Genomic DNA, 26,531 nt, shown 5'->3' on the forward strand with positions numbered 1-26,531 from the left:
CCTATTCCATGTTGGACAGGTAGGATTCGCTTAATCGGTGGCGTTGGGTGTAGCGGATGCTGCGCTCCAATAACGGGGCAGAGACATCACTCTTGTCGATCATGTCGTAGATGCCCAGGCGCAGCGCATCATCCTGCATGCCCATCTCGATGAACCCGGAAACCACGATAAATGCCGGTTGGGCACTGAAGTTGCGCAGTCGCTCCACCAGTTCAAAACCATTGTGTTCACCCAGCCGGTAGTCCACCAGGCACACATCGAACCGCTCCCGGCTCAGCAAATCACAGGCGTCGTCAAAGTTTGCGGCTTCGCTGATCTGGTACTGCAGTTCGCCCCGCTTGATTCTGTTGATGGTGCTGCGGATGGCCATGCGGTCCACTTCGTTGTCGTCCACCAGCAGCAACTTGAGTGGCGTTTCCTGTTTCCAGAACGCCGTGGCAATGGTGTCCCTGAGGCGCTGATTGCTTTCGCTGAGTTGGTCTTTGAGCTTTTTCAGCTCGCTGATGTCGCTGAGCGAAATAACGCAGCCCATGGCGACGTTGCTGTCGTCAAAGTAGGGTGAGACTTTTACCCACAAGGGCGTGCCGCTCTCATGCAGGATCTCGGATTCAATGGTGAGTTCGTCGCTGATGGCCTTTGAAATGTCACCCAGAATGCCGTCGTACTCGAGGGAATGGGAAATGTGGTGGAACGGGCGGCCAAGATCGCTGTCGATCAGGTTCAAGAGCTTTGCCGCCAGGGGCGAGAAGCGTCGAATCAAGAGAGCGTGATCGAGAAAAACAAAGCCGATTTCCGCAGACTTGATGATGTTGTCCAGGTCCAGGTTAACCTGGGTCAGCTCTTCAATTTTCTCATGATACTCGCTGTTAACCGAGTACAGCTCCTCGTTGACTGACTGCAACTCTTCGTTCGTGCTTTGCAACTCTTCGTTGGCGGCCATCAGCTCTTCATTGGAACTTTGCAGTTCCTCATTGGTGGTCTCCAGCTCTTCGACGGTGAGTTGCAGGTCTTCCTTGCTTTGCTTCAGCGCTTTTTCCAGATCCAATATGCGCCGTTGGTGTTCATTATTGGGGTCAAAGTGAATCACTTCGAGTTGTTCGGTGTCCGCATCCTGCTTCAGGGGCTCGAACACCAGAGCGATATAGGGCGGTGACGTGTTGGTGGTGCGCACATAAACCGCCTGGATATTCAGGAGCAGTTCTTCGTTCTTGTCGGTTTTCAGGCTGACCCGGTGATAGGTAATGTTCTTCTGCTCGTTCTGGGCCCGGTGCAGCAGGTTGGAAACCGGTATCTTCAGGTTGTCGATAATGAAATCGTCGATGTTGGAACTGAATCGCCCGGCTTTCAGTTTTTGGGTATAGGCTTCGGTGTTGCCGTACAGGTGCAGAACATCGAGGTTGTCATCCAGCACGATGCAGCCATGCACGTACAGGTTCACCAGCTCATCCAGCACGGGAAAGTAAACTGGAGCCCGGTGGGTTAACTGATAATTGCGTACCAGGTTTTCCACGCTGGGAATGCGGCTGCCGGCAGTGCGCCCGGATTGCGTGTTACGGGTTGCCGGCGCGATGGATTCCGGCAGCAGGCGCACTTTGGAATTTTTACGATAAATCCGGTTGCGTTCGTCAATGACATCAAAATGCCGGTCCAGGTTGCCCGGGCTTTCTGAACCGCCCAGGAACAGATAGCCCGAAGGCTGCAGCGCAAAATGCAACATGGACAGGATGCGTTGTTGCGCTTTGTTCTGGAAATAGATGAGCACGTTGCGGCAGATTGCCAATTGGCAGTTGGAGAACGGAGGGTCCCGCAACAGGTTATGGGTGGCGAACACCACCATTTGCCGCAACGAGGGAGTCACGGTATACCCCAGCTCGCTCTGCAGGAAATAGCGCTTCAGCCGAGCCTCGCTGATGTCGGCCGCAATGTTCAGGTCGTACTCGCCGTTGCTGGCCACCGCCAGGGAATCCGGATCCACGTCGGTAGCGAAGATTTTTATGGCCCGGGTGGTCGCCCGCTGTTGCAGGGCCTCGTCCAACAATATCGCAATGGAGTACGCCTCCTCCCCGGTGGAGCATCCCGCCAGCCAGACCCGGATGGGCGTGTTGACGTCGGTTCCCTCCAGAATTGAGGGAATGACATTCTGCTCCAGGCTTTCAAAGGCCTCCTGGTCCCGAAAAAAACGGGTCACACCGATCAGCATGTTTTTGGCCAGCAGATCCAGCTCAGCCCGGTCTTCCTTCAGTACTTTGTAATACTCTTTGATGTCCCGCAATCCACGCAGGCTGATCTGGCGCTCCAGGCGGCGGGACACCGTGCTGCCTTTGTACTGGCTGAAGTCAACCTGGCAACTTTCCCGTAACAGTTCAAAAATGCCGTGCAGGGCATCTTCGGCGCCCACCAGCAGGGTGCCGACCGGCTCGCCCTCACCTCGAATTACCGGGTGGGAAATATACTGGATGAGACGGGCGGGCAGCTCCACTACGGGGGCAATGATGTCCGCACAACCGGATTTTTCCGCGCACATGGGCATGCCATCGAATTTCGCGTCTATCGGGTCCTGCACCATCACCAGGCCGCCGGCTTCCTTGATGGATTTGATGCCACGACTGCCGTCGCTGCCGGTGCCGGAGAGGATGATCGCAACACTGCGCTTGCCTTGGTCTTCTGCCAGTGAGTTGAAAAAGCGGTCGATCGGGAAGTTGTTAACGCGATCCTGCTGCTGGTCTTCCAGGTTCAGCTTGCCTTGCACAATGGTCATGGTTTTGCGGGGCGGCATCAGGTAAATGGTATTGGCGTTGACCACGGTGCCATGGACAGCATGTTGAATGGGAATGTTGGTTTGCCGCGCCAGCAGTTCATCCATGACGCTTCTGAAATCGGGGGAAAGGTGCTGGATCACCACAAAGGCCAGGTCGCTGTCCGTGGGGATACGTTGGAAAAAAGTTTGCAGCGGCTCGAGCCCGCCCGCAGAAGCACCGATGGCGACGATGTGGGTCGGATCCTGGTCGTTGTGCGAAGGCATGGTGTCCCCTTGTTGGCCTAAGCCGGAATGGTGATGGCTATTCTATCTCAATTTGTCGGTATTTGATCCCGGCTTCAGCCTTTTAAAGCTTTGCCTTCCGGGGCGCTGGAATAGTTGCAAAGGAACTGGCTCATGTCGCTGCCCTGCATGGGGCGGTTGATCAGGTAGCCCTGATAGTGATCACAGTTCCATTCCTGCAGCTGCGCCAGTATCAGATCCGAATCCACGCCCTCAGCAATGACTTCGAGGCTTAACGAATGCGCCAGTGCAAGCACGGCCTGGACAATGGCAGCATCATCGCTGTCCACCAACAGGTCTTTGATAAAACTGCGATCAATTTTAATGATGTCGATGGGGTACTTCTTCAGATAACTGAGCGAGGAATAGCCGGTACCAAAATCGTCCAGGGCAACTTTCGCCCCCAGTTTCTTGATTTTCTCCAAGGCTTTGCGCGTTTGTTCGTGATCCTGCAGCAGGGTGGTTTCGGTGATTTCAACCACCAGGTTCTCGCCGCTCAAGCCGGCATCCCGGATGGCACCTTCAATGCTGGGTATCAGCATAGGGTCATGGAATTGCTTGGGACTGATGTTGACCGACATGACCGTGTTGGGCGCGACCAGTCCCTGGTCGATCCACTGCTTCAGCGTTTGCATGCAAACATGCAGTGTCCAGCGGCTGACGCCGTTAATCAATCCGGTTTCCTCCAGCAGATACACGAACTCATTGGGCGGCAGCAGGCCCTGCTCGGGGTGCTGCCAGCGCAGCAGAGCCTCAAAGCCCACCACCTGTTTGTGCTGCACAGAGGCCTGGGCCTGAAAGTGCACATCAAATTCGGTTTTAAGTAACGCCTGATGCAGGCTGTTGCCCAGCTCCAGTTTGCGTTTGGAAGCCAGCTCCAGCTCGGGGGAAAAATACTGGAAGTTATTGCGGCCGGCATCTTTGGCACGATAGAGCGCCATGTCCGCCTGTTTGATTAATGTTTTGGCATCGGAGCGCTTTCCTCCCAGGGCAAAACAGATGCCGATGCTGGTTGAGATATACACTTCTTTATTCTGCAGCGTAAACGGATGCTCCAGGGCTTTCAGGATTTTTTCCGAGACGCTGGCGGCGGTCATGGCGTCCTGCAGGTCTTCCAACAGAATCATGAACTCGTCCCCCCCCAGGCGGGCGACCGTATCTTCCTGGCGCACGCAGGATTGAATGCGCTTTGAAACCTCCACCAACATCTCATCGCCGGTGTCGTGGCCCAGGGTGTCGTTGATGTTTTTGAAACCATCCAGGTCCAGTGCCAGTAACGCCAGGGCGCCATGGCGACGCATGCGTTTCAGCGCGTGATCCAGGCGATCAAAAAACAGCATCCGATTGGCCAGGCCCGTCAGAATATCCCGCTCGGCAAGGTGGCGCAGTTTTTCCTCGGATTCGTGGTAGTAGCTGTTGTCCAGCAGGGTGGAGAGAAAGCCACAGATATCACCATCCCGATTGAGCAGAGGCCGGGCATGGAATTGTACCCAGACCTCATGCCCCCCTTCGCGCACGATCCGGCAGTCCTTGCGGAATTCCTTGCCGCTGGACAGGTGTTCATGCAATTCCGTCAGAACCTGTTCTGCATCTTCATCGTGCAGGACCCGGCTCCAGTTCAAACCGTCGATATGGGGTTCATCGGTTTGGGTAATGTCCAGCCAGCGTTTGTTGACGTAATCCGTGTGCCAGTTGCCATCGGTCTGCAGAATGCCCATGGGCGAGAGATCGGCCAGCACCCGGAAGCGTTCCAGTTCGGATTGGTGACGGGCCTGGGCATAATGCAGGTCGGTCCGGTCCCACATCATCAGGATGGTGCGTTTCTGCCCGTGCTCCTGACAGTGAAACACCGACAACTCCAGTTCTATGAGCGTTGCATCCGCCCGCAGCCCGTGGATGTGAACGCTCTCGCCGGTGGCGCTGCCGGTCACATGGGGGTTAAAGGTCTGGGATTGGTGTTCCTGGTTGAAGCGTTCCGGAATCAGGTGTTGGATGGGGCGCCGGATCATGGATTCCGCCTTGTGCCCGAAAATGCGCTCGGCGGCCGGGTTGAAGCGGAGAATGTGGTAGTCCTTGTCCAGGGTGACCATGGCCACCGGCGAGTGCGCCTCCAGCCGGCAGAAGTTTTCTTTCCAGGAATCCTTGATCAGCAGAAGACGTTTTTCTTCGGGGCTCAGGGACTGCTGGTTGTCCAGAATCCGAATCAGGCTGGCGCACAGCGACAGCAGGGGCCAGGCCCGTTTGCTGAAGTCGGAATGATAGGGCGTTGTACTGTTGGCCACACAAATGGAGATGGAATAGTCGATCCCGGCTGGGATCGGCATCAGCAATGCGCGGGTGAGACCGGGCAATTGCGGCACGGATTTCGACAACACAGCCAGTGATGCTTCATCAAGTACCGTTCCTCGGCTGCGGTTCAAGGCCTCATAGATGGTGCGGGTATCGGCGGTAATGGGAAGTGGAAACGGGCTGGGGTCAAATTCGGGCGAGGTGGTACGCTGCAGTACGCAGGAGCCGTTGATGAAGCGGGTGCCGCCGGGGTCGAATGCCCCTTCGAGTATGAAGGCCAGCGGCGAATCGGAAAGTCGACACAGCTCTTCCATCACCATGGAGTAGACCCGATGGCCGGAGGAAAGGTCCCACATATTGGACTGGATTCGTTCAATTGAACGGCGCAGGAGCACGTCCTTGCGTCGACTTCCGTGTACTTCACCCATGGTGTTGGCGTTTCCAGTTGTCTGTATTTTATTATCCAACGCTTAGTTTATAGCACAATTTACCAACAAGGGCGGTAAATCCAGGGGGCAGCATCAATACATTTCGGCCCGGTCCAGGGTTTTGACCCGCAACAATTCCGGGCCCGAAAAGTAACGTTGGCGCAACGCCGCCAGTTCAGGATCGTCTTCTGACTGAATGCGGCCGGTGGCCAGCAGGTTTTGCCTGGCGCTCGTGTAGCGGTTGTACTGGCTCATGAATTCAGCGCTGGGCTCGCCGAAGGTAAAGTCCGGCTGCATCAGCGCACGGGCCGCCATTTGCTCGGCAATACCCTGGATCAGGTCGCGGTCGGCCCCGGTTGAGGTCGACAGGGCATTGAACAGATCCTGACTCTGGTCCAGCACTTTCTGGGCATTGGCCTGCACGGTGACGGGCAGGGCATAGACCTGCTCCTGCAGGGCCTGTTGCAGTTGGGCGACGTCCTGGCTGCTGCTGGTGACCTGTTCCACAAACTGGCGGGTGAAGGTTTCCATTTGCTGCCAGTCCTGAAACATGGCCGCGTTGGCCTCACCCAGATACTCTTGCCGGATCTGGCCTACGTGATCCAGTGCGGCCCCCAGGCTGGCAACGCCGTCCATGGGCAACAACTGCAGCGCCAGGTTGTATTCGATGTAACGGTTCAGTAAGGCTTCCAGTTGCGTGTAGGCCGGTTCTCCCAGGCGCTGGCGATAGGATTCCAGGATATGGTCTTTCCACTGGTCTGCAGGCAGTGGCCCCTGTTGCCGGGCCAGGCTGTCGAACAGGGCCCGGGTTTCCGGGCCCGGCAGCAGATTACCCTGGCCATCCCGTCGCACGGCAAACCCTTCGATCTTCACGGCAGCGGGTTTGTCGATGGCGGCAGGCTCATGGGCAGTCTGCTGGTCAAGTTCAACCGGACGTTGGGGGCGCAGTTCAGAGGGGGTGGATGCGGCGCCCGGCGGCGGTGGGCTGTCCTCGATGCTGCCCCAGAACAGAATCGCCAGGGTCAGCAGGATAACGCTGGCGGCGATGGCCATGACTCGCTTCATACAGAAACCTCTTTGCTGCTTCTTGTTGTTTGGCGCGTGGTTTTTTGGCAGCAAATATTACTATGGGCAGCGCGCGATCACCAAGCTGGGTGGCATCAGTTGAGTTGAATGAGGGTTTGTTGTTCTGGCTCGCAATGGGAAATCTGAGTACTGGACCAGCCGTTGCGGCCGTTCTCCTTGGATTTGTAGAGCATCTGGTCGGCGGCGCTCACCAGTTTCTCCGGGTCCAGGCTTTTCACCGGGAACACGGTGGCGGCCCCGAGGCTGGCGGTGAGGACCTTTTTCACCTGGGAGCTCTCGTGGGGGATTTCAAGGTCGACGATGCGTTGCTGGATGCGCATCAGGGTATTTTTGATCTGGGTTGCGTCGATGTTGGGGTACAGCAGAATGAATTCCTCACCCCCGTAGCGCCCCACCAGTTCCGCCGGGCGGCTGGCCTCTTTCTTCAGGGCCCGGGCCACCTGCACCAGGCAGTGATCCCCGGCCATGTGGCCGTAGTGGTCGTTGTACTGTTTGAAGTAATCAATGTCCAGCAGAATCACCGACAGCGGCTTTTTCTCCCGCAGGCAGCGATGCCATTCCATTTTCAGCCGTTCATCAAAGTAGCGACGGTTGGCCAGACCGGTGAGAGAGTCCTCCCGCGACAGACGCTCCAGATACTGGTTCAACAGGTCCTTTTCCGCTTTGTCGATATCCAGCAGCAGGCCCTGCAGAAACATGGCCCGTTCCCGGTGCTCGATGATGTAAGCGATGCCCATGCCGATGATGTTGGCAAACACAAAGAACGCCTGAAACTCAAACTGGGTGTAGTGGAGCGAGGTCACCTTGCTGATGATCAGCGTGGCCAGGCCGGCCAGGTGGCACCAGATCACCGTATTGTAGAAGCGCATCTTCGACATGGCGTAAATGATGATGACCACATAGATGTTGATGGCATGAATGCCGGCCTGGCCCAGCGGATCGTGAATGGTGGTGGAGCTGACCATGATGGCGGTGAGGGCGATCATGGCGGCCGCACCGGTATACCAGTGGAAGGCGTGGTCCAGGGCGGGCAGGCGGGCGCAGACGTTGATGGACACCAGGCCGACGCCGGTAATCACGTAAGCTGCGGCAAACCAGCCCTTGTCCAGCTCCGCGAACTGCACGAAGGCCACGATCCCCAGCAACACATAGAGCCCCAGCAGGTACAGGGCGTTGGACAGCATGTTCTTAAGGGCCAGTTTGCGATAGGAGGCGGCGAAGTGACGTTCCAGAAAATCCGGAAAGCGCAGCAAGCGAAAACCGGACGCCAGCACATCCTCAATCTCATGTTTGAGGGCCGGGTCGGTGATGATCAGGTTGTCGGTGCGGAGAATCAGCTGGGACATTCGCGGTCAGGTATTACCTGGGGCATCTTTGATTATTTTTTTATTAGGTTTAGCAGACTTTGCGTCCACCTGCCTGCCCTGGCCGATGGGCGGTTGAAAAACGCACTGAAACGCCGCGTCTAGAGCGCACCGGCGTGGCGGAAATAGTAGCGGTCGCGGTGTTCGCTGTCCGGCGGCAGGGCCGGTTGGCTGGCCACGATAAAATCCTCACCGCCGGAGGCTTCCAGATCAAGAATGCGGCGCTTGAAGACTTGCCAGGGCTTACGCTGGTCTTCCAGGATCAGCAGCTTGGGTTTCAGCCGCGCCTTGTTCTGGCCGATCACCACCGCCAGCCGGTCATCGTTCAGCGTCACCACCGAGCCGGTGGGGTACAGTCCGATGGCCTGGATAAACTCCTCCACCAGGGTGGCATCAAACAGGATATCGCGCTGGGAGAACAGCTCCCGCACCGCATCAGCGGAGGATAGGGGTTCATCCCGAAAATCGTAACTGACCAGGCTTTCATAATAGTCGGACAGGCCGATCACCTGGGACAGGAAGGGAATGTGGCGGCCGGAAACACCGCGGGGAAAGCCACTGCCGTCATGGCGTTCCAGGTGATGGGACACCAGCTTCACGATGCGGCTGCTGAACTGGTCGCTGGCCCGCAGCAGTTTGACCCCCTTCATCAGGGACCACTTGAGCATCTCGTTCATGTGGGGCGTGGGGGTGCCTTTGACCCGCAGGATCTCCTGGGGAATGGTGGTGTAGCCGATCTTGCACAGCAGCGCCGCCAGGGCCAGGTCCGACATGGCATCCCGGGTCAGATCCAGGTGACGCCCGGTGAGCACGGCCCAGGAGGCTACCCGGATACTGTAATTGAGGACGTCTTCGCTGTGGGAATCAATGCGCGACAGGTAGGCAAAGGCGTCCGGGTTGCGGATCACACTGTTCACCAGCTCGTTGGAGACATCCCGCAGATCCTGGATGCTGAGGCGGCCTTCACCGGCCATGGCCCGCAGGGTGCGTTTGATGCGATCGCGGATGCGCCGGTGCACCTTGCGCGCCTGCCGCATTTCGGCGTTCAGGTTCGTCAGCCGTTTATAGGGCCGGTCATTCTGCATGGTGCGAATACGCAGGTTCAGCAGCTCGCGGCCGTTCCTGCGCTGCTTTTCTTCGAAATACCCGGAGACGAAGGTGAATTCCTGCGCCGGGGATACACTGTTCAGGGTTCGGGATTTCTGTACATCCACGTACACCCACTTGCACAGGTGCTGGATCTTCTCCAGCTGCGCCCGGTTCTCAATGTGAAAGCCCTGAATCGGAAACGGCGTTTCGCGCCATGGGCGATCAATGCCCGAGACGAACATGCCTATCTGTATATCATCCGTTATCAGTTTCTGAGTTCGAACGGCCATGGAGCAGTCAGTGGTCAGTGTGTCAGGTGGAAGTAGAACGGTTGTTTATTGTATAAATTTTATGAATTGTAATCCCCAAGTTACAAAAAATGCAAAGCGGTTCGCGGTCATTTCGTGTTGATTTATGTAACCGGTTCAAGGGCTTTGGTCACATTTTCAATGCAAAATGGCAGCTTTGTCTCAGTGTTTCGGCCAAACAGGGGAGAAAAGGAGGTTTGGTCTCCCTCACATCAGCCATACGCTTTCTAGTGAATAGTTTCGGTACGGCTGATCCGAGGGAGTGGCGCGATCATATATACAAACTGTTACAAACGCAAGACATCAGGAACGATAGGTTTCGAAGGCCGCCGTGCCGATGATGATGGCCCCTCCCAGCAGGGTCATCAGCCCCGGTTCCTCCGCCAGCAGCAGGAAGGCCAGCAGGGTGCCGTACACCGGCTGCAGGCAACCGATCAAGCCCACGGTTTTCGCTTTCAGGTAGCGCAGGCTGTTGGCAAAAAAGCTGTGGGGCAGGGCGGTGAAGAGGGCGCCCAGCAACAGCAACTTCAACAGGTCATCGGCTGCCACTGCCCGGGGATCGGTGGTCATGAACGGTATGATCACCAGTCCAGCCAATACCCCCTGATACAGAATACTGGTCTCGCCGCTGTAACCTTTCAGGTAATGACCCTGGATCACATTACGCAGGGCAAACAGGGCGGCGGAGAGCACGCCCCAGCACACGCCCTGGGTGATGTTGTTGTCCAGGTCGAATTCCGGTACCAGCAGCACAATGCCCGCCAGCATCACCAGGGCACACAGCACGTCTGAGCGGTGCGGTCGGTGGCCTTTGAAGAGGGGTTCCAGGAACACGATCATGATGGGGTAGGTGTACATAGCCACCATCCCCACCGCCACTCCGGCCACCTGCATGGCCTGGAAGTAAGTGGCCCAATGCAGGCCCAGCAGGCTGCCACCCAGCGCCATGATCAGTGCATCTCTGGGGCGCTGTAACGCCAACGGACGGCGCCGGATCAGCAACAGCGCCAGGATGACGCCCACCGCGATGAAACTGCGCCACACCGTGATGTCGGTGGCCGGCAATGCGATCAATTTGGCGAACAGACCGGTGCCGCCGAATATCAGGATGGCGCTGTGCAGGAACAGCAGGCCTTTGCGTTTATCGTCCACGGAGTACCCGTTGCTTGGCGGATGGGAATCAGGTCAGGGTGACTGGCAGGTAGCGATCCAGGATGTCACGGTAGTCCGGCAGCACCCAGAGCAGCAGGCTGATCACCCAGGCGGCCAGCGAAGCCAGGGCGACAGGCCATGGCCGTATGGTACGGAATGGCTGTTTCAGCACAAGGGTGTAGAGCAGGGCCAGCACCAGGCCGCCCAAGAGCAATCCGCCCACAACATCGGTCAACCAATGTACGGTCAAATACAGGCGGGTGCAGGCCATGGTGGTGACCAGGATACACAGCCCGCTGAGTACGGCTTTCTGCCGGCCGGCGCTCACTCCTGGCAGGCACAGGATGGCCAGGGTGCCGAGGAACACCAGGCTCATGGTGGTGTGGCCGCTGGGGAAGGCATAGGAATCCGGAGGGATTGCCACCAGGCTTGGCCGTGGCCAGGCGAACAGGTTTTTCAAACCGAACAACAGGGTTTGCGCCAGCAGCAGGGTGCCGGCCCAGAGCCCGGCAGCATAGGCGTTGCGCTGCAGCAACAGGGCCAGGGTCACCAGCACGCCCCACAGGGTCATGGGGGCACGATAGCCCAATTGGGTCAGGCCAATGAAGAAATCATCCAGCCAGCTGTGGCGCAGACTAAGTGCCCACAGGCTGAAGCGTTGGTTCAGGGCCATGACGGCGTCCAGTTGCATGAGCTGCGACACCATGACAAACAGGGCCAGGCAGGCCGTGCCTGACACCAGGGCCAGCAGCAGTTTGTTGCGTCGTTGCCGGATGTGGTCATGGCTCCACCACAACAACTGGGCCAGCAGCCAGCCACTGACCACCATGACCGCCAGGAACATCAGGTGACTGCCGGACAGCGCCCCTTCGCCCTCCAGGCTGGCCCCCACCAGGTAACCCGGCATCAGATAAAACGGTGCCCAGGCCAGTGCGCTCAGCATGTTGACGGTGAGGAACGAGGTCGGCTTCATCTGCATAAAGCCGGCCACCAGGGGCATGATCGGCCGAATCGGCCCCACGAAGCGCCCGATGACGATGCCCATTAATCCGTACTGGCGGAAGAAGCGTTCACCCTTGGCAATCCACTCCGGCCGGGTTTTGAAGGGGGGCACCTGGCGGATTTTGGTGTGATAGCGGTAACCCAGCAGAAAACTGAGGCCGTCCCCCGCCACGGCCCCTGCAAATGCCGCGAACAGCACCCACGCCGGATTGAGGCCGGTGCTGCCGGCGGCGGTGCCGGCGGCGAACAGCAGGGCCACCCCGGGTACCACGATGCCCACCAGGGCGAGGGATTCCAGAAACGACACCAGGGCGATGGCAATCAGAATCCAGTCCTGATGTTCCCCCAGCCAGTGGACCAGGGGCTCAAAGGAGGCTTCCATGGGATCAGGTGGTGGGTTTCAGGCTGGCTTTGTGGATCGCGTTGACGTCCTCGCCCTTGTGCTGCAGGTCGGCGTGGTAGGAGGAGCGGACCATGGGGCCGCTGGCCACGTTGACGAAGCCCAGTTCCTCACCAAAACGGCGGAATTCCTCGAACTCATCCGGGTGCACAAAGCGATCGACCGGGGCATGCTGCTTGCTGGGCTGCAGGTACTGACCGATGGTGACCATGTCCACATCGTGAGCCCGCAGATCCCGCATCACCTGCATGACCTCTGCGTTGGTTTCCCCCAGGCCCACCATCAGGCCGGACTTGGTGGCCACCTGGGGCATGCGCTGTTTGTAGCGCTGCAACAGGTCCAGGGACCATTGGTAGTCGGAGCCGGGGCGGATGGCCTTGTACAGGCGGGGCACGTTTTCCAGGTTGTGGTTGAACACGTCCGGTGGATCGGCGGCCAGCAGATCCAGGGCGATGTCCATGCGGCCGCGGAAGTCCGGCACCAGCACTTCAATCCGGGTGTTGGGGGAACGCTCCCGAATGGCGCGGATGCATTCCCCGAAGTGGGCGGCGCCGCCGTCCCGCAGGTCGTCTCGGTCCACTGAGGTGACCACCACGTATTTGAGATTCAGGGCTTCCACCGATTCCGCCAAATGGGCGGGTTCGTCCGGGTCGAGCGGATTGGGGCGGCCGTGGGCTACGTCACAGAAGGGGCAGCGGCGGGTGCAGATATCCCCCATGATCATGAAGGTGGCGGTGCCGCCGCCGAAGCATTCCGGCAGGTTGGGGCAGGAGGCCTCTTCACATACGGTATAGAGCTTTTGTTTGCGCAACAGGCTTTTGATGCGTTGCACCTCACCGTTGGCGGGCACCCGTACCCGAATCCAGTCCGGTTTGCGGGGCAACTCGGTGGTGGGAATCACCTTCACCGGGATGCGGGCCACCTTGTCGGCGCCCCGGAGTTTCTCCCCCTGGACGACTTTTTTGCGGGCTCCGGTGGGTTGGTTGGCTCCGGAGTGGCTGGCGTTGTCGGGTGTGTGCTGGCTCATACTGCGGTTTCGAATCCTGTTGAATGATGGCAGCCAGTATATCCCAGCTGCTGATGTAAATGGTGGGCCAATCGTGAGCTGATGTGTCCGAAGTCGGGGTTGGTGTGGTATTCCCGCACCTGGGTCATTTGCATGCCCTGATAGCCACAGGGGTTAATGCGCAAAAACGGCTCCAGGTCCATGTCGATGTTGAGGGCCAGGCCGTGGAAGGAGCGGCCCTTGCGGATGCGCAGTCCCAGGGACGCGATCTTTTTGCCATGAGTATACACGCCGGGGGCGTCCGCCCGGGGAGCGGCCTCAATGTCCAGCTCGGCCAGGGTGGCGACAATGGCATTTTCGATACGGGTTACCAGGTCGCGGGCCCCGAGCTTGCGGCGTTTGATGTCGATCATCAGGTAGCCCACCAGCTGGCCGGGGCCGTGGTAGGTCACCTGTCCGCCCCGGTCCACCTGGATCACGGGAATGTCCCCGGGGGCCAGTACGTGTTCCGCCTTGCCCGCCTGGCCCTGGGTAAAGACCCGGGGGTGCTGCAGCAACCAGATTTCATCCGGGGTCTGCTCCTGGCGGCTTTCGGTGAAGTCTTTCATGGCCTGCCAGGTGGTGGAGTAGTCCACTTCCCCCAGGTCCCGCAGAATGAGTGTGTCGGTTGCCTGGCTCATGCTCAAAGGGTCATGGCCACTTCTTCACGTTCGTGAAGTTCCAGGAACACTGCCTCCACCTGTTCTTTGTGGGTAAAGCGCACGGCGACGGTGACGGAGGTGTACTTACCGCTGCCGCTGGCTTTGCAGGTGATGCTGTCACGATCAAAATCCGGCGCGTGTTTGCCGATGATCTCGGTGACGATATCCACCATGGGATGGCTGGATAAGCCCATGATTTTCAACTTGTGAACACAGGGAAATTCCCACAGGTGTTCCTGAATGCCCATTGCGTTTACCTATTCCTGTCTGTGCTGTGACGGTGCTGTGCCTTGGTTGTGCTCGTCGGCCTGCGGTGGCCGCAAAACGCTATTGTACGTCAGCCACTGCTGGCAGGCCATCCGCGCATTAGCCGGGTAGCCGTTCTGTATAAGTGGGGGCGGCAGCGAACTAATGAAACTAGGGGGGGCAGGTGAAGGGGGAAGTCGGTGCCCGGCGGGCGGGCACCGAGTGGGGATCAGCTGAACAGCCCCTTGATCAACAGCAGCAGCCAGTGCCAGACGCGCTTGAAAATGCCGCCTTCTTCCACGTTCTCCAGGGCCACGAGGGGTTTGGTGGCGATGGTCTCACCGTTGAGGGAGAGGCGAATGGTACCCACCTTCTCACCTTTGACGATGGGTGCCATGATCAGCTCCGGTACTTCCAGCTCCGGCACGATGTCGGCGGCGGTGCCGCGGGGAATGGTGAGCCAGATGGCCTCTTCGGTGCCCAGCTTGACGGCGTTGTTGCGGCCTTTCCAGACTTCCGGCTCCAACAGTTCCTGGTTCGCCTGGTACTGATTGATGGTTTCATAGAAGCGGAAGCCGTAGGTGATCAGCTTCTGGCTCTCGGCGGCCCGGTCCTTCTCCGACCGGGTGCCCATCACCACTGAGATCAGCCGCATGTCGTCTTTCCTGGCGGACGCCACCAGGCAATAGCCGGCTTCTTCCGTGTGTCCGGTCTTGATACCATCCACGGCGTCATCCTGCCACAACAGCGTGTTGCGGTTGGGCTGGCGGATGTTGTTGAAGGTGAATTCCTTCTCGGAATAGATGGCGTAATCTTCCGGGTGATCGTTGATGATGGCACGTGCCAGCAGGGACAGGTCCCGTGCGGTGGTGTAGTGGTCGTCAGCCGGCCAGCCGGTGGCATTCTGGAAATGGCTGTTGCTCATTCCCAGGCTGTGGGCGGTCTGGTTCATCAGGTCGGCAAAGGCGTCCTCACTGCCGGCGATGTGTTCCGCCAGGGCGATGCTGGCGTCGTTGCCGGACTGGATGATGATACCGCGCATCAGGTCCTCCAGCTTGACCTCGGTGCCTTCACGGATATACATCTTGGAGCCGCCTTTGCGCCAGGCTTTCTCGCTCACCCGCACCATATCCTCGTAATGGATGTTGCCACTGGTCAACTGCTCAGAGGCAATGTAGGTGGTCATCATTTTGGTCAGGCTGGCGGGGGGCAGGCGCTGGTCGGCGTTGTATTCGGTGATGATGTGGCCGGTTTTGGCGTCCAGCAGCAGCCAGGATTTGGCCGACAGGGTGGGTGGCGCCGGAATCATGGGCGCGGACCAGGCCAAGGTGGAACAGAGGCTGAGGACAAGCAACGCCATGGCGATGAGGGCGTGCAGCCCCGTAATTCGTGGATTCGTTATAGTCATAGTTACGATAGTGTTGTGTTTAGTGTGTTGCGTTCAGAATTTTGCGTTCCGCGCTGTGGGTATGAACAGAGCGCTATGAACGGCACGTTGATTTACAGCAAATAGTGTTTACAGCAAAAAAGGGTCTTGAAATTCAAACAGTCAGGTTCCGCGGATGGTAACACACTCCCTGCATTAACGCCTGATCAATAAGGGTTCTGACACCGTGCCCTGCAGTTGGTTCTGCACCAGCAACGCAGCCTGTTCGGTGGTGAAGGGCCCGATGCGAACCCGGTGTACGCCGCTGCTGCCCCGCTCCGGAGAAGAGTGAATGCCCACCGGCGCGTTGGTTACCGTGATCATCTGCTGCTGCATGGATTTGGCGGTGCCCAGATCTTTATAGGCCCCCACCTGGATATAGTAACGTTCGTTGCTGTCCTGGTAGGGTTGCGGTGCCGTCGCGACAGTGGGTGCGTTGGAAGGTGTGCCGGATGGCATGCTGGCGGGTGTGCCGCCCTGCGTCACCGGAATGGCCTCCACCAGCACGCGGGCGGTGCCCTTGTTGGCGTACCCGATCTTGTGGGCGGCAGCGTAGGACAGGTCGATGATGCGGCCATCGTGGAACGGCCCACGATCGTTCACCCGTACGATGATCTGTTTGTTGTTCTCCAGGTTGGTGACCCGCACGTAACTGGGAATCGGCAGGGATTTGTGGGCGGCGGTCATGGCGTAGGGGTCGTAAGGCTCCTGGCTGGAGGTGGGCCGCCCGGCGAATTTCTTGCCGTACCAGCTGCCAATGCCGGTCTCCCGGTAGCCGCTGGCGCTCTTCATCACATAGTACGTCTTGCCGAACACTTCATAGGGCGAGTGGTTGCCATAACGGGCCCGCGGTTCCCATTTGGGCTCGGCGTCCGGAATGTTATGCCAGTCCAGCACCTGATGGGGGGCGCTGTCTTTTTCCTCGAAGGGGCCTGCATTATAGGGTTTATGGGAGGTGCAGGCCGCCAGCAGGGACAGCAGGGTCAAAGTGCTCAGGGGGCGGAGAAATGACATCATAATGACAAACGTTGTTTCAGCTCTTCACTCAGTTGGTAAACGGCCATGGCATACAGTGGGCTGTGATTGTAGCGGGTTATGACGTAGAAATTCTGCAGACCAATCCAGTATTCCACACCTTCGGCACCCTCGAACGCCATGGCGGTGGCCGGTTCCTGCCCGGCGAACTCCGCGTCCGCCACCAGGCCGGCCTGTTCGATCTCCAGTATAGTCAAATTGGGCTTCTGTGGCTTGGGGCCGGGGCTGATGACCTTGGCCAGTTGTGCCTGTTGTTGCTCGTCCCCCAGAAAGCGGGCCAGGCTGGCCACCGGCCGCCCCGGTTGCCAGCCGTGCCGCTTGAAATAATTGGCCACGCTGCCGATGGCGTCTACCGGGTTGTTGAGCAGGTCCCGGTGACCGTCGTTGTCGAAGTCCACCGCATAATGGCGGTAGCTGCTGGAAATGAACTGGCCATAGCCCATGGCGCCGGCGTAGGAGCCTTTGGCACTCATCAGGTCAATGCCGGCTTCCTGTTCCAGGTGCAGGAAGTGTTTCAGTTCGCTGCGAAAGAACCGGCTGCGGGGTGGGTAGTCGAAGGCCAGGGTGGCCAGGGCATCCACCACCCGGTAGTTACCCATGTGTTTGCCGTAGCGGGTTTCCACGCCCATGATGGCCAGAATCATAAAGCGCGAGACACCGAATGTCTGCTCCGCCTGCAGGAAGGTGTCCTGGTGTTGCTGGTAGAACGCCACCCCCTGGTCGATGCGATCCTGGGTCAGAAAGATGGGGCGGTACTCGGCCCAGGTTTTGGTTTTTTCTGCCGGGCGGGCAATGGCATCCAGAATGGACTGGCTCTTCTGTGCGCTGGCCAGCAGCGCTTCCAGCTTGGCTTTGGGGTAGGTCTGCTCCCCGGTGACCTCGGCCACGAACGCTTTGCCGGCAGGGTGCTCAAGGTAATAGCCCGCGGCCTGGGGTTCGCTGGCCTGGGTTGCAGAGGCCGCTTGCGCCTGCATGCAGGTCAGGCCGCCGACGTAGAGCAGGGCGCAGGTGCGGAACAGGGTGACGGAGATTCTGTTTATATACATGTCAGTACCTGGAATTCGGGGCCCGGTCAGGTGGAGACCAGTTTGCGATGGGTGTGAATGGACATCAGGATGCCGAAGCTGGACATCAGTGTGACGATGGAGGTGCCGCCGTAGGACACCATGGGCAGGGGCACGCCCACCACCGGCAGAATGCCGCTGACCATGCCGATGTTCACAAACACATAGACGAAAAACGTGAGGGTCAGCGATCCGGCCAGCAGGCGGGAATAGGTGTCCTGGGCGTTCATGGCGATGTACATGCCGCGGGCCACGATTGCAAAATAGATCAGTAGCAGGGCGCAGACCCCCAGCAACCCGAACTCTTCCGCCAGCACCGCAATGATGAAGTCGGTAGAGCTTTCCGGCAGAAAATCCAGGTGGGCCTGGGTGCCGTGCAGCCAGCCTTTGCCTTCCCAGCCGCCGGAACCGATGGCGGTCTTGGACTGGGTGATGTTCCAACCGGCGCCCCAGGGGTCGCGCTCCGGGTCCAGGAACGTCAGTACCCGTTGCCGCTGGTAGTCGTGCATCACCATCCAGACACCGGCTCCGGCAGGGACCGCCGCTGCGGCCAGCCCCACGATGTATTTCCAGTCCAGGCCCGACAGGAACAGCACCAGAAAACCGGAGCTGGCAATCAGCAGCGAGGTGCCCAGGTCGGGCTGCTTGGCGATGAGCAGGGTGGGCAGCAGGATCAACACCGCCGCCAGCAGCACCGGCTTCCAGCCCGGTGGCAGGGCCCGCTCCGCCAGGTACCAGGCCAGCATCATGGGCACCACCACTTTCATGATCTCCGACGGCTGGAAGCGCACACCGGTTCCCGGGATGGCCAGCCAGCGCTGGGCGCCTTTGGCCTCGGTACCGGTGACCAGAACGCCGATGAGGAGAATGATGCCGATGCCGAACAGCCAGGGGGTCCAGCGTTTGTAGGTGCGGGGCGGGATGAACGCCATCACCATCATGGCCGCGAAACCGGCCACAATCCGTAGCAGTTGCCGAAGCAGGGTATCGGTGCTCTGACCGCTGGCACTGTAGAGCACAAACAGGCCCACACACACCAGCACCAGCAGACCGCCCAGCAGGGGGGCGTCCAGGTGGATGGCCTGCATCAGGCTGATGCGGCGGGTGACGGGGGATTGGCTGGTGCCCAGCTGGTGTTTGTAGTCGTATCGGCTCATGGTGTTTGTACCGCCCTGGTGGTGGGCACATTGGCGTCCTGACGCAGGGATTCAAAATAGGCATCCAGTACCAGGCGGGCTACCGGTGCCGCGGTGGAACCACCACCACCGCCGTTCTCCACCAGTACCGCAATGGCAATCTTCGGATTCTGCACCGGGGCGAAACCCACGAACAGGGCATGGTCCCGGTGCCACTCCGCAATTTTCTCAGCGTCGTACTCTTCGTCCTGCTTGATGCCCAGCACCTGGGCGGTGCCGGTTTTGCCGGCGATGTCATAGCCCGGCAGGTCTTTGGCGATGCCCCGGGCGGTGCCTTTGGCGCTGTGCACCACATCCCGCATGGATTTGATGATCCGGTCCCAGTTTTCCGGGTTTTTCAGGGTGATCGGCGGGCCCACTTCCGGCGCCGGCAGCGGGGTGCCTCCGATGGCTTTCACCATCCGCGGCTGTACTTTATTGCCGTGGTTGGCGAGGATCGCGGTGGACAATGCCAGCTGCAGTGGTGTGGCCAGCATGTAGCCCTGGCCGATGCCGGTGATCAGTGTTTCACCCGGGAACCAGGGCATATTGCGGGTGGCCTTTTTCCAGAACCGGGATGGCAACAGTCCCTTGCTTTCGTTGATGAGATCCACCCCGGTGCGATCACCAAAACCGAAGGGCGCCATAAAGTCATGGATGCTGTCGACGCCCATATTGAATGCCAACTCATAGAAGTAGGTGTCGCAGGATTCAACGATGGCACTGTGCAGATTGACCACGCCGTGGCCCCATTTCTTCCAGTCCCGATAGAAGCGGGAGTCGTTCTCCAACTTGTAGAATCCGGGATCATAGATGGAATATTCCCAGGTGGTGGCGCCGGTTTCGATGCCCCCCAGTCCGACAATGGGCTTGATGGTGGAACCCGGTGGGTAGCGACCCTGCAGGGTGCGGTTGAACAGGGGGCGGGCCTTGGAATTCTGCAGCGCATTATAGGTGGCGTAGTCGATGCCGGTGACAAACAGGTTGGCGTTGAAACCGGGTACGCTGGCCAGCGCCAGGATGCCTCCGGTTTCCGGTTCAATGGCCACCACCGCGCCCCGGCGACCTTCCAGCGCCTGCATGGCCGCCAGTTGTGTGCTCAGATCCATGAACAGTTGCAGGTTTTCGCCGGGTACCGGGTCGGTGCGTTCCAGCACCTTGGTGATGCGGCCGCGAGCGTCGGTTTCAATGGTCTGAAATCCCACTTCGCCATGCAGTCGCTCTTCGTAGAAGGCTTCGACGCCGGTCTTGCCGATGTGTTCGGTGGCGCTGTAGCGGGTGGCATTGAGTTTCTGCAGTTCGCTTTCATTGATGCGCCCCACGTAGCCCACCGCATGGGACATGGCCTCGGCGTGGGGATAGTGGCGGACCAGGTTGGCACTCAGGCTCACCCCGGGCAACAGATGCTGGTTGACGGCAATGATGGCAATCTCGGCCTCGGTGAGTTTGAATTTCACCGCCACCGGAGTGAAGGGGCGTCGGCGTTGGGCCAGGCGTTTGTGAAAGTCATCCAGGCGGCTGTCGCTGATCTCCACCAGGCGGGACAGTTTTTCCAGGGTGTCGTCGATGTCCGGGCACAGTTCCCGGGTGATGCTGACGGAATAACTGGGGCGATTGTCTGCCAGCAGGTGGCCATTACGATCCACAATCAGGCCACGGGTGGGGGCCACCGGCTCCACGCTGACCCGGTTGTCATCGGACAGGCTGGAGTACTTTTCGTATTGCAGCACCTGCAAATACACCATGCGCGCAATCAACGCCACAATCAGCAGGATCACCACAAACACCGAGACCACGGCACGGCGTGCGAATACCCGGGTTTCGCGGTAATGGTCTTTGAGTGTGATGGGTTTTGGCATGGGTTATTTATCGATGATAAGGGTGGCCTTTTAAGATAGACCACGCCCGATACAATTGTTCCGCAATTAAAACACGAACCAGGGGATGAGGCAGCGTCAGATCCGATAAAGACCAGCTTTCCCGGGCGCTTTGCTTGCATTGCGGGGCCAGACCTTCCGGGCCACCGATCAGAATGGAGATGTGCTGCCCACCCTGCAACAGTTGCTCCAGGCGCGCAGCCAGGTGTTCGGTGCTGATGCGTTTGCCCGGCACATCCAGGCTAATGACATGATCCCCCTGGCCGATGGCGGCCAGCATGAGTTCACCTTCTTTGTGGGTGATGCGCTCCACGTCCGCGTTTTTGCCGCGCTTGCCGGCGGGAATCTCCACCAGTTCCAGGGTCACATCCTGGTTCAGGCGTTTGCTGTATTCTTCGTATCCCTGGGTAACCCAGTTGGGCATTTTGGTGCCCACGGCGATCAGGCGAACGCGCATGGCGAACTATCCTTGCAAGACATCACTGAATGGCATCAAACCTGTTGGTCCGGTGACATGCTCCAGAGCTTTTCCAGGTCGTAGAAGCGGCGGGTGTCCGGCAGCATGATGTGGACGATGATGTCGCCCAGATCCACCAGCACCCACTCAGCCACATCCTCACCCTCGACACCAAGGGGTTGGATGCCGTGCTGTTTGACTTTTTCACGCACGTTGTCGGCGATGGATTTGACGTGACGGTTGGAGGTACCGCTGGTGACGATCATCAGGTCGGCCACGCTGGTGAGGGGTTTGACATCCAGGGTGACGATGTCTTTGGCTTTCATATCCTCCAAAGCATTGATCACGATGTCTTTTAGTGTCTGCAGGTCAGTCATTGGATCTGTTGTCGTTCCTGTAACCGTAGAGTTTGTTTTGTTGAATATAGGCCCAAACCGCATCCGGTAACAGAAAGCGCGGGGTGATGCCTTCGGCGATCTGCTGGCGCAGTTTGGTGGCGGATATATCCAGGGCCGTGGTTTCGTGGACGTGGATCTTGCCGGACGGACAGCCTTTCAGCGCATCCGCCTCGGTTTGAAGTTGCTGTAGCAACTGGTGTTCGGTGGTGTCGTCCTCGGGTAACTTGTTACCGGGGCGGTGGGCCACCCAGAGGTGTGCGATCTGGAGGATGGTCTGCCATTCGTGCCAGCTGCTGAACTGGTTGAAGGCGTCCATCCCCATGATAAAGACCAGAGGTGCGTCGTCGCCAATCTGCTCCCGTACGTGCTGCAGGGTGCTGATGCTGTAGGACGGCTCATTGCGGGTGATTTCCCAGTTATCCACCTCAAAACCCGGCACCCCGATGCAGGACAGTTCCGCCATGGTCAGGCGATGCTTGGCGGTGGTGTCGGGGCTTTCCCGGTGGGTGGGCAGATGGCACGGCACCAGGCGCACAAAATCCAGGTCCAGGCGCGATTTCGCCTCCCAGGCCAGGCGCAGGTGGCCGGTGTGGATCGGGTCGAACGTGCCGCCCAGAACGCCGGTGGCGTTAGTTGCGGATATGACCATCGCCCAGCACTATGTATTTCTGCGAGGTAAGCCCCTCCAGGCCCACCGGGCCGCGGGCATGAATCTTATCCGTGGAAATGCCGATTTCCGCACCCAATCCGTATTCGAAGCCGTCGGCGAAACGGGTGGAGGCGTTCACCATCACCGAGCTGGAATCCACTTCCGTCAGGAAGCGGCGGGACAGGGTGTAGTTCTCGGTAACAATGCTTTCTGTGTGCTGGGAGCTGTAGGTGTTGATGTGTTCGATGGCCTGGTCGATGTCATCCACCACCCGAATGGCAAGAATGGGCGCCAGGTATTCGGTGCTCCAGTCGGCCTCCGTCGCGGCTACGCAATCGATGATGCGGCGGGTTTTATCGCAGCCCCGCAGTTCCACACCCTTTTCACCATAGAGCTCCGCCAGTTTGGGCAGGATCAGGTCGGCCACGGTATCGTGCACCAGCAGGGTTTCCATGGCGTTGCAGACGCCATAGCGGTGGGTTTTCGCGTTGACGGCGATGTTGATGGCTTTTTCCGGATCGGCTTCGGCATCGATGTAAACGTGGCAGATGCCGTCCAAATGTTTGATCACCGGCACCCGGGCGTCGTTGCTGATGCGCTCGATCAGCCCTTTGCCGCCACGGGGCACGATCACGTCCACGTACTGGGGCATGGTGATCAGTTCCCCCACGGCAGCGCGGTCGGTGGTTTCCACGATCTGCACAGCCGTTTGCGGTAAACCGGCCTGCTCCAGCCCGTCGGCGATGCAGCGGGCGATGGCCTGGTTGCTGTTGATGGCCTCGGAACCACCCCGCAGAATAGTGGCATTGCCGGCCTTCAGGCACAGGCTGGCGGCCTCCACGGTGACATTGGGGCGGGATTCGTAAATGATGCCGATGACCCCCAGGGGGACCCGCATTTTGCCCACCTGGATGCCGCTGGGGCGGTAATTCATGTCGGTGATGGCGCCCACCGGGTCGGGCAGGGCAGCCACCTGATGCAGGCCTTCAATCATGGTGTCGATGCGGGCTGGGGTCAGCTCCAGCCGATCCAGCATGGCGGGCTCCAGGCCATGGCTGCGGCCGTTGTCCAGGTCGATCTGATTGGCGGCCGTTAACGCCGCCCGATTGGCCTCAATGGCGTCGGCAATGGCGAGCAGCGCAGCGTTCTTCGCCCCAGTGTGGGCTTTCGCCATCGCACGGGACGCGGCGCGGGCCTGTTGACCCACCTGGGCCATGTAGGCTGTTACATCCATCTAATGGTAACCTTGTTTACGAAATGCAGGTGTCAAAGGCGGGATTATACCGCTAAAGCACGGGCACTGCTATGCGGTGCCTTGCTCGGTGAGCCCGGGGGTTTGCGGCTGGGATGGGGGTTTAGCTGGCCAGGGCGCAGCGCTGACTGATGCGCTCCAGCTCCCCGGACCGGCCCAGTTTCAGAAACTCGGCCACCAGAAAGGGGTCCAGGTGATGGCCCGACAGGTTGGTGAGCTCCTGAAATGCCTGCTCCAGCGGCCAGGCTTCCTTGTAGGGCCGGCGACTGGTGAGCGCATCGTAGATGTCCACAATGGCAACGATGCGGGCGCTTAAGGGAATCTGCTTGCCTTCGATGCCATAGGGGTAGCCGCTGCCGTCAAAACGCTCGTGGTGCGCCACCGCAATATCCGCGGCGTGTTTGTAGAACGGGCGTTGCCCCAACAACTCCTTGCCCTGGATGGGGTGGGTGCGCATGATCTCCCACTCTTCGTCGTTGAGGGGGCCGGGTTTGCGCAGAATCGCGTCCGGAATGCCCAGTTTGCCCACATCATGCATCATGCTGGAGTAACCGTACTCGCGGGCGGTCCGGGTGTCGATGCCCAAGTGCAGGGAGAAGGTCTCCACATAGTCTCTGACCCGGGCGATATGATGGGCGGTATCCACGTCTTTCAGGTCGCAGGCGGTGGCCAGTTTGTAAATGGTCTCCACATTGGCCTCGTAGATTTCCCGGGTGCGTTCTGCGATTTTTTCCTCCAGCAGTGCGCTCAGCTCGATCAGCTCCTGATTCAGATGAAACTGCTCCTGCACCAGCACCCGGTTACGCAGGTGGGCCTGCACCCGGCTGCGCAGCTCCATCTCCCGGAACGGCTTCTGGATAAAGTCACTGACCCCCAGGCTCAGCAGGTCATAGAGCACCGACTTTTCCTGTTCCGTGGTGATGACGATGATCGGCGTCTGGTCGTATTCGTGATGGGAGCGGATCAGGTTGCACAGCTCCTTGCCGTCCATCACGGGCATGAACAGGTCGGTGATCACCAGATCGAATTCCTGGCTGCCTTTCAGCTTCTGCCAGGCGCTGCGCCCGTTATCACAGAGGGTGACATGGCAGTTGAGTTCACCCAGCACGGCGGAGTAAAACTGCTGCAATGATGGACTGTCTTCAGCGATGAGTACCTGGTACTGATATTCATTCATACGATTGGTCAGGGAGTAACGTTGGCTTTCGTTGAGCACGCAGAGAATGCGTTCCCGGGTGAAAAAAGGTGAGCTGATACGCTGGATCAGGTCGATCGCCCCGGCGGCTGTGGCGCGCTGGCGCTGCTCCAGATTGGGGGCATCCGCCAGCATCAATACCGGGATCATCAGGGTTTGCCGGTTTTGCTTGAGCTGTTGGCAGAGCTGGTAACCGTTGTGGTTGAATTCGGTGTGCAGCAGAATCAGGTCGGGGTGCAGGTTGAGGGCCAGGGCGCGGGCTTTGCCGGGATCGTTGCAGCCGACGACTCTTATGGGCTCACCGGCCAGAATGTGGCTGAATATGCCCTGCAGTTCGCTGTCCCTGTCGTAGAGGAGAATGGTTTTGTCCATAAGCCGATCCATTGCGCACCCAACTGCCGCGTCCTGCGGCAGTTATTCCATTTAATGAATCAGTGTATGTCGTCGGTACTGAACTGTCAGCTTGGTGAGCGCTAAAACCCTTGTGTTATAGGGTATCGGTATTTAAAACCACGCTGATATGAAGAATCGGACTACATCTGCATCAAAGTTGTACAGCGGCTCCGTGCCGGGGGGAAGGTCATCCCGGCGCGCGTCGTGGAAGTTCTCGTAGTCCAGGCTCAGAATGTCCCAGGCCAGGGTCACTGAGGCTTTCTCCAGCCAGTCATGGCTCCAGCCAGTGTCGATCTCATAGCTGACTTTAAAGCCGATGGTGTTGTTGGTGAAGGTGCTGAGCTCCTTGTCCCGCCCCATGTAATTCTGGAAGTCGGCGCTGGGGAAGAGGTCGGAATAGAAATCCGCATCACTCTGGGAGTAATAGCGATAGTGCACATCGAAGATCCAATGCTCGCCCCAAGGATGGGTGTAGCTCAGGTCCATGTTGTAGGCATTGATGCCCCAGGTATCGTTAAAGCGTCGATATTCGAAGCCGAACGCTGCCCGGTAGGGCATAAAGTAGCGACCGCGCACCGCAAAGGCGTGACTGGTGCGGGTTTCCGGGTATTTCTCTGTCAGCCAGCCCACCGAGCCATTGTTCATAAACCGGTAGGAACGGTAGGGGTTGTTGAGATAGCCTTCGTCGGTGATGACGTGATAGATGAAGTTCATCAGCAGGTTTTTGGTCATCACCTGGGTCCAGCTGAACTGATAGGACTGGGTGGTTTTGTCCTCTTCGAACAAGGGGTCGGTGCTTTTCTTTACCGTGTCATTGCCCAGGGCAAAGCTCAGGCTCAGGGTGCTCAGATCCCCGAAAAAGTCCTGGCTGATGCCGAGGGAATAGGTATCCGCCTCGTAATCGTTTTCGGTACTGTTGGAGTAGCCCAGGCTGATGATGGTTTTATTCAGCAGGTAGTCGGCGCCCACGTCATACTGGGTGCGCTCCTCGGCGTATTCACTGGCCAGCACCTCCACGTCGATGGACGCCCCGGAAATTTCGTCCACATAATACTGGGCACTGACGGAGACATCGTCGGTGACGCTCTTGCGCACCAGCACCGCCGGGCCGTCGATTTTGACGCCGCCACCATCGTAGCTGTGGTACATCACATCGGCACGGTCCTCAGGCAGCACCGCTGCCCGGGCCGGGGTGAGCGCGCTCAGTAACAGGCTGATGCAGACCAGCAGGCCCAGGGGTTTAGTTACAGCCACAACCGCCTCCACCGCCGCCTTCTGCGCCCCGAGCCGCCTCACGGGCCTGATACACGTGATGCATGTAACCGGCTTCCACCGGGTCCATGCTGAAACTCATGATGGGATCGGCCAGGTTGTTGCGCTCATAGGGTTTGACCCAGGGCTTGATGGGGCTGCAGCCGGACAGGATCAGCAGCCCCAGCAATGCCAGCAGGGGATACAGGTGGGAATGTTTTATACGACGACGTGCAGGCATGGTGTTC

General features: G+C 59.0%; 22 protein-coding genes. All 22 read right to left on the reverse strand.

The features are described from left to right. Position 1: 1 nt before the first annotated feature. Positions 2-3,022, reverse strand: coding sequence for a CheR family methyltransferase (locus D9N14_RS03545; protein WP_290576989.1), 3,021 nt, complete (start codon positions 3,020-3,022; stop codon positions 2-4). A 74-nt stretch (positions 3,023-3,096) separates the two neighbouring features. Beyond that, complete coding sequence (locus tag D9N14_RS03550) at positions 3,097-5,757, reverse strand: putative bifunctional diguanylate cyclase/phosphodiesterase (protein ID WP_290576991.1); 2,661 nt, start codon at positions 5,755-5,757, stop codon at positions 3,097-3,099. 93 nt (positions 5,758-5,850) lie between these two features. Continuing rightward, complete coding sequence (locus D9N14_RS03555; protein ID WP_290576993.1) at positions 5,851-6,822, reverse strand: lipase secretion chaperone; 972 nt, start codon at positions 6,820-6,822, stop codon at positions 5,851-5,853. Positions 6,823-6,917: 95 nt separating this feature from the next. Further along, positions 6,918-8,189: a GGDEF domain-containing protein gene (locus tag D9N14_RS03560; RefSeq protein WP_290576995.1), complete on the reverse strand. Its 1,272-nt coding sequence runs from the start codon at positions 8,187-8,189 to the stop codon at positions 6,918-6,920. A 119-nt stretch (positions 8,190-8,308) separates the two neighbouring features. Then, the gene (locus D9N14_RS03565; RefSeq protein WP_290576997.1) at positions 8,309-9,586 is read right to left on the reverse strand and encodes an HD-GYP domain-containing protein; all 1,278 of its coding nucleotides are present in this window, start codon (positions 9,584-9,586) and stop codon (positions 8,309-8,311) included. A 321-nt stretch (positions 9,587-9,907) separates the two neighbouring features. Beyond that, complete coding sequence (locus D9N14_RS03570; protein WP_290576999.1) at positions 9,908-10,756, reverse strand: DMT family transporter; 849 nt, start codon at positions 10,754-10,756, stop codon at positions 9,908-9,910. 28 nt (positions 10,757-10,784) lie between these two features. Continuing rightward, the gene (locus tag D9N14_RS03575) at positions 10,785-12,140 is read right to left on the reverse strand and encodes a bifunctional DedA family/phosphatase PAP2 family protein (RefSeq protein WP_290577001.1); all 1,356 of its coding nucleotides are present in this window, start codon (positions 12,138-12,140) and stop codon (positions 10,785-10,787) included. Between the two features lie 4 nt (positions 12,141-12,144). Then, complete coding sequence (lipA, locus tag D9N14_RS03580) at positions 12,145-13,185, reverse strand: lipoyl synthase (protein WP_290577003.1); 1,041 nt, start codon at positions 13,183-13,185, stop codon at positions 12,145-12,147. Continuing rightward, positions 13,182-13,844, reverse strand: a complete 663-nt coding sequence (gene lipB / locus D9N14_RS03585) for a lipoyl(octanoyl) transferase LipB (RefSeq protein ID WP_290577005.1) — start codon at positions 13,842-13,844, stop codon at positions 13,182-13,184. The genes lipA and lipB overlap by 4 nt, the downstream gene beginning before the upstream one ends. Positions 13,845-13,846: 2 nt before the next feature. Further along, the gene (locus tag D9N14_RS03590) at positions 13,847-14,113 is read right to left on the reverse strand and encodes a YbeD family protein (RefSeq protein WP_290577007.1); all 267 of its coding nucleotides are present in this window, start codon (positions 14,111-14,113) and stop codon (positions 13,847-13,849) included. Between the two features lie 227 nt (positions 14,114-14,340). Continuing rightward, a complete protein-coding gene (locus D9N14_RS03595) occupies positions 14,341-15,519 on the reverse strand; it encodes a D-alanyl-D-alanine carboxypeptidase family protein (protein WP_290577009.1) in 1,179 nt (392 codons plus the stop codon). Positions 15,520-15,693: 174 nt separating this feature from the next. Beyond that, the gene (locus D9N14_RS03600) at positions 15,694-16,554 is read right to left on the reverse strand and encodes a septal ring lytic transglycosylase RlpA family protein (RefSeq protein WP_290577011.1); all 861 of its coding nucleotides are present in this window, start codon (positions 16,552-16,554) and stop codon (positions 15,694-15,696) included. Next, positions 16,551-17,618 carry a lytic murein transglycosylase B gene (mltB, locus tag D9N14_RS03605; protein ID WP_290577012.1) on the reverse strand — a complete coding sequence of 356 codons (1,068 nt, stop codon included), beginning with the start codon at positions 17,616-17,618 and terminating at the stop codon, positions 16,551-16,553. Before mltB ends, D9N14_RS03600 begins: the two co-directional genes overlap by 4 nt. A gap of 26 nt (positions 17,619-17,644) precedes the next feature. Continuing rightward, positions 17,645-18,793 (reverse strand): rod shape-determining protein RodA, encoded by a 1,149-nt coding sequence (gene rodA / locus D9N14_RS03610; RefSeq protein WP_317622567.1) that lies wholly within the window; start codon positions 18,791-18,793, stop codon positions 17,645-17,647. Next, positions 18,790-20,670: a penicillin-binding protein 2 gene (gene mrdA / locus D9N14_RS03615; RefSeq protein WP_290577013.1), complete on the reverse strand. Its 1,881-nt coding sequence runs from the start codon at positions 20,668-20,670 to the stop codon at positions 18,790-18,792. Before mrdA ends, rodA begins: the two co-directional genes overlap by 4 nt. 7 nt (positions 20,671-20,677) lie before the next feature. Next, the gene (rlmH, locus tag D9N14_RS03620) at positions 20,678-21,145 is read right to left on the reverse strand and encodes a 23S rRNA (pseudouridine(1915)-N(3))-methyltransferase RlmH (protein ID WP_290577014.1); all 468 of its coding nucleotides are present in this window, start codon (positions 21,143-21,145) and stop codon (positions 20,678-20,680) included. Positions 21,146-21,180: 35 nt separating this feature from the next. Continuing rightward, on the reverse strand, positions 21,181-21,513 hold the full coding sequence (gene rsfS, locus D9N14_RS03625) for a ribosome silencing factor (protein WP_317622572.1): 333 nt from the start codon (positions 21,511-21,513) through the stop codon (positions 21,181-21,183). Position 21,514: 1 nt separating this feature from the next. Beyond that, positions 21,515-22,192, reverse strand: a complete 678-nt coding sequence (nadD, locus tag D9N14_RS03630; protein ID WP_290577018.1) for a nicotinate-nucleotide adenylyltransferase — start codon at positions 22,190-22,192, stop codon at positions 21,515-21,517. Then, positions 22,173-23,426, reverse strand: coding sequence for a glutamate-5-semialdehyde dehydrogenase (locus D9N14_RS03635; protein WP_290577020.1), 1,254 nt, complete (start codon positions 23,424-23,426; stop codon positions 22,173-22,175). The genes nadD and D9N14_RS03635 overlap by 20 nt, the downstream gene beginning before the upstream one ends. A gap of 121 nt (positions 23,427-23,547) precedes the next feature. After that, complete coding sequence (locus tag D9N14_RS03640; protein WP_290577022.1) at positions 23,548-25,011, reverse strand: HD domain-containing phosphohydrolase; 1,464 nt, start codon at positions 25,009-25,011, stop codon at positions 23,548-23,550. Positions 25,012-25,143: 132 nt separating this feature from the next. Beyond that, positions 25,144-26,286: a DUF3570 domain-containing protein gene (locus D9N14_RS03645; protein WP_290577024.1), complete on the reverse strand. Its 1,143-nt coding sequence runs from the start codon at positions 26,284-26,286 to the stop codon at positions 25,144-25,146. Next, entirely contained in the window at positions 26,273-26,524 is a 252-nt protein-coding gene (locus D9N14_RS03650) for a DUF4266 domain-containing protein (protein WP_290577025.1), read from the reverse strand. Before D9N14_RS03650 ends, D9N14_RS03645 begins: the two co-directional genes overlap by 14 nt. Positions 26,525-26,531 lie beyond the last annotated feature (7 nt).

The organism is Ketobacter sp. (genome assembly GCF_003671495.1).
Taxonomy (GTDB): Bacteria; Pseudomonadota; Gammaproteobacteria; order Pseudomonadales; family Ketobacteraceae; genus Ketobacter.

What these genes read in the sequence shown, in the direction of transcription:
- D9N14_RS03545 (WP_290576989.1), bottom strand. Translation starts at nt 3,022, where the DNA reads ATGCCTTCGCACAACGACCAGGATCCGACCCACATCGTCGCCATCGGT.
- D9N14_RS03550 (WP_290576991.1), bottom strand. Translation starts at nt 5,757, where the DNA reads ATGGGTGAAGTACACGGAAGTCGACGCAAGGACGTGCTCCTGCGCCGT.
- D9N14_RS03555 (WP_290576993.1), bottom strand. Translation starts at nt 6,822, where the DNA reads ATGAAGCGAGTCATGGCCATCGCCGCCAGCGTTATCCTGCTGACCCTG.
- D9N14_RS03560 (WP_290576995.1), bottom strand. Translation starts at nt 8,189, where the DNA reads ATGTCCCAGCTGATTCTCCGCACCGACAACCTGATCATCACCGACCCG.
- D9N14_RS03565 (WP_290576997.1), bottom strand. Translation starts at nt 9,586, where the DNA reads ATGGCCGTTCGAACTCAGAAACTGATAACGGATGATATACAGATAGGC.
- D9N14_RS03575 (WP_290577001.1), bottom strand. Translation starts at nt 12,140, where the DNA reads ATGGAAGCCTCCTTTGAGCCCCTGGTCCACTGGCTGGGGGAACATCAG.
- lipA (WP_290577003.1), bottom strand. Translation starts at nt 13,185, where the DNA reads ATGAGCCAGCACACACCCGACAACGCCAGCCACTCCGGAGCCAACCAA.
- lipB (WP_290577005.1), bottom strand. Translation starts at nt 13,844, where the DNA reads ATGAGCCAGGCAACCGACACACTCATTCTGCGGGACCTGGGGGAAGTG.
- D9N14_RS03590 (WP_290577007.1), bottom strand. Translation starts at nt 14,113, where the DNA reads ATGGGCATTCAGGAACACCTGTGGGAATTTCCCTGTGTTCACAAGTTG.
- D9N14_RS03595 (WP_290577009.1), bottom strand. Translation starts at nt 15,519, where the DNA reads ATGACTATAACGAATCCACGAATTACGGGGCTGCACGCCCTCATCGCC.
- D9N14_RS03600 (WP_290577011.1), bottom strand. Translation starts at nt 16,554, where the DNA reads ATGATGTCATTTCTCCGCCCCCTGAGCACTTTGACCCTGCTGTCCCTG.
- mltB (WP_290577012.1), bottom strand. Translation starts at nt 17,618, where the DNA reads ATGTATATAAACAGAATCTCCGTCACCCTGTTCCGCACCTGCGCCCTG.
- rodA (WP_317622567.1), bottom strand. Translation starts at nt 18,793, where the DNA reads ATGAGCCGATACGACTACAAACACCAGCTGGGCACCAGCCAATCCCCC.
- mrdA (WP_290577013.1), bottom strand. Translation starts at nt 20,670, where the DNA reads ATGCCAAAACCCATCACACTCAAAGACCATTACCGCGAAACCCGGGTA.
- rlmH (WP_290577014.1), bottom strand. Translation starts at nt 21,145, where the DNA reads ATGCGCGTTCGCCTGATCGCCGTGGGCACCAAAATGCCCAACTGGGTT.
- nadD (WP_290577018.1), bottom strand. Translation starts at nt 22,192, where the DNA reads ATGGTCATATCCGCAACTAACGCCACCGGCGTTCTGGGCGGCACGTTC.
- D9N14_RS03635 (WP_290577020.1), bottom strand. Translation starts at nt 23,426, where the DNA reads ATGGATGTAACAGCCTACATGGCCCAGGTGGGTCAACAGGCCCGCGCC.
- D9N14_RS03640 (WP_290577022.1), bottom strand. Translation starts at nt 25,011, where the DNA reads ATGGACAAAACCATTCTCCTCTACGACAGGGACAGCGAACTGCAGGGC.
- D9N14_RS03650 (WP_290577025.1), bottom strand. Translation starts at nt 26,524, where the DNA reads ATGCCTGCACGTCGTCGTATAAAACATTCCCACCTGTATCCCCTGCTG.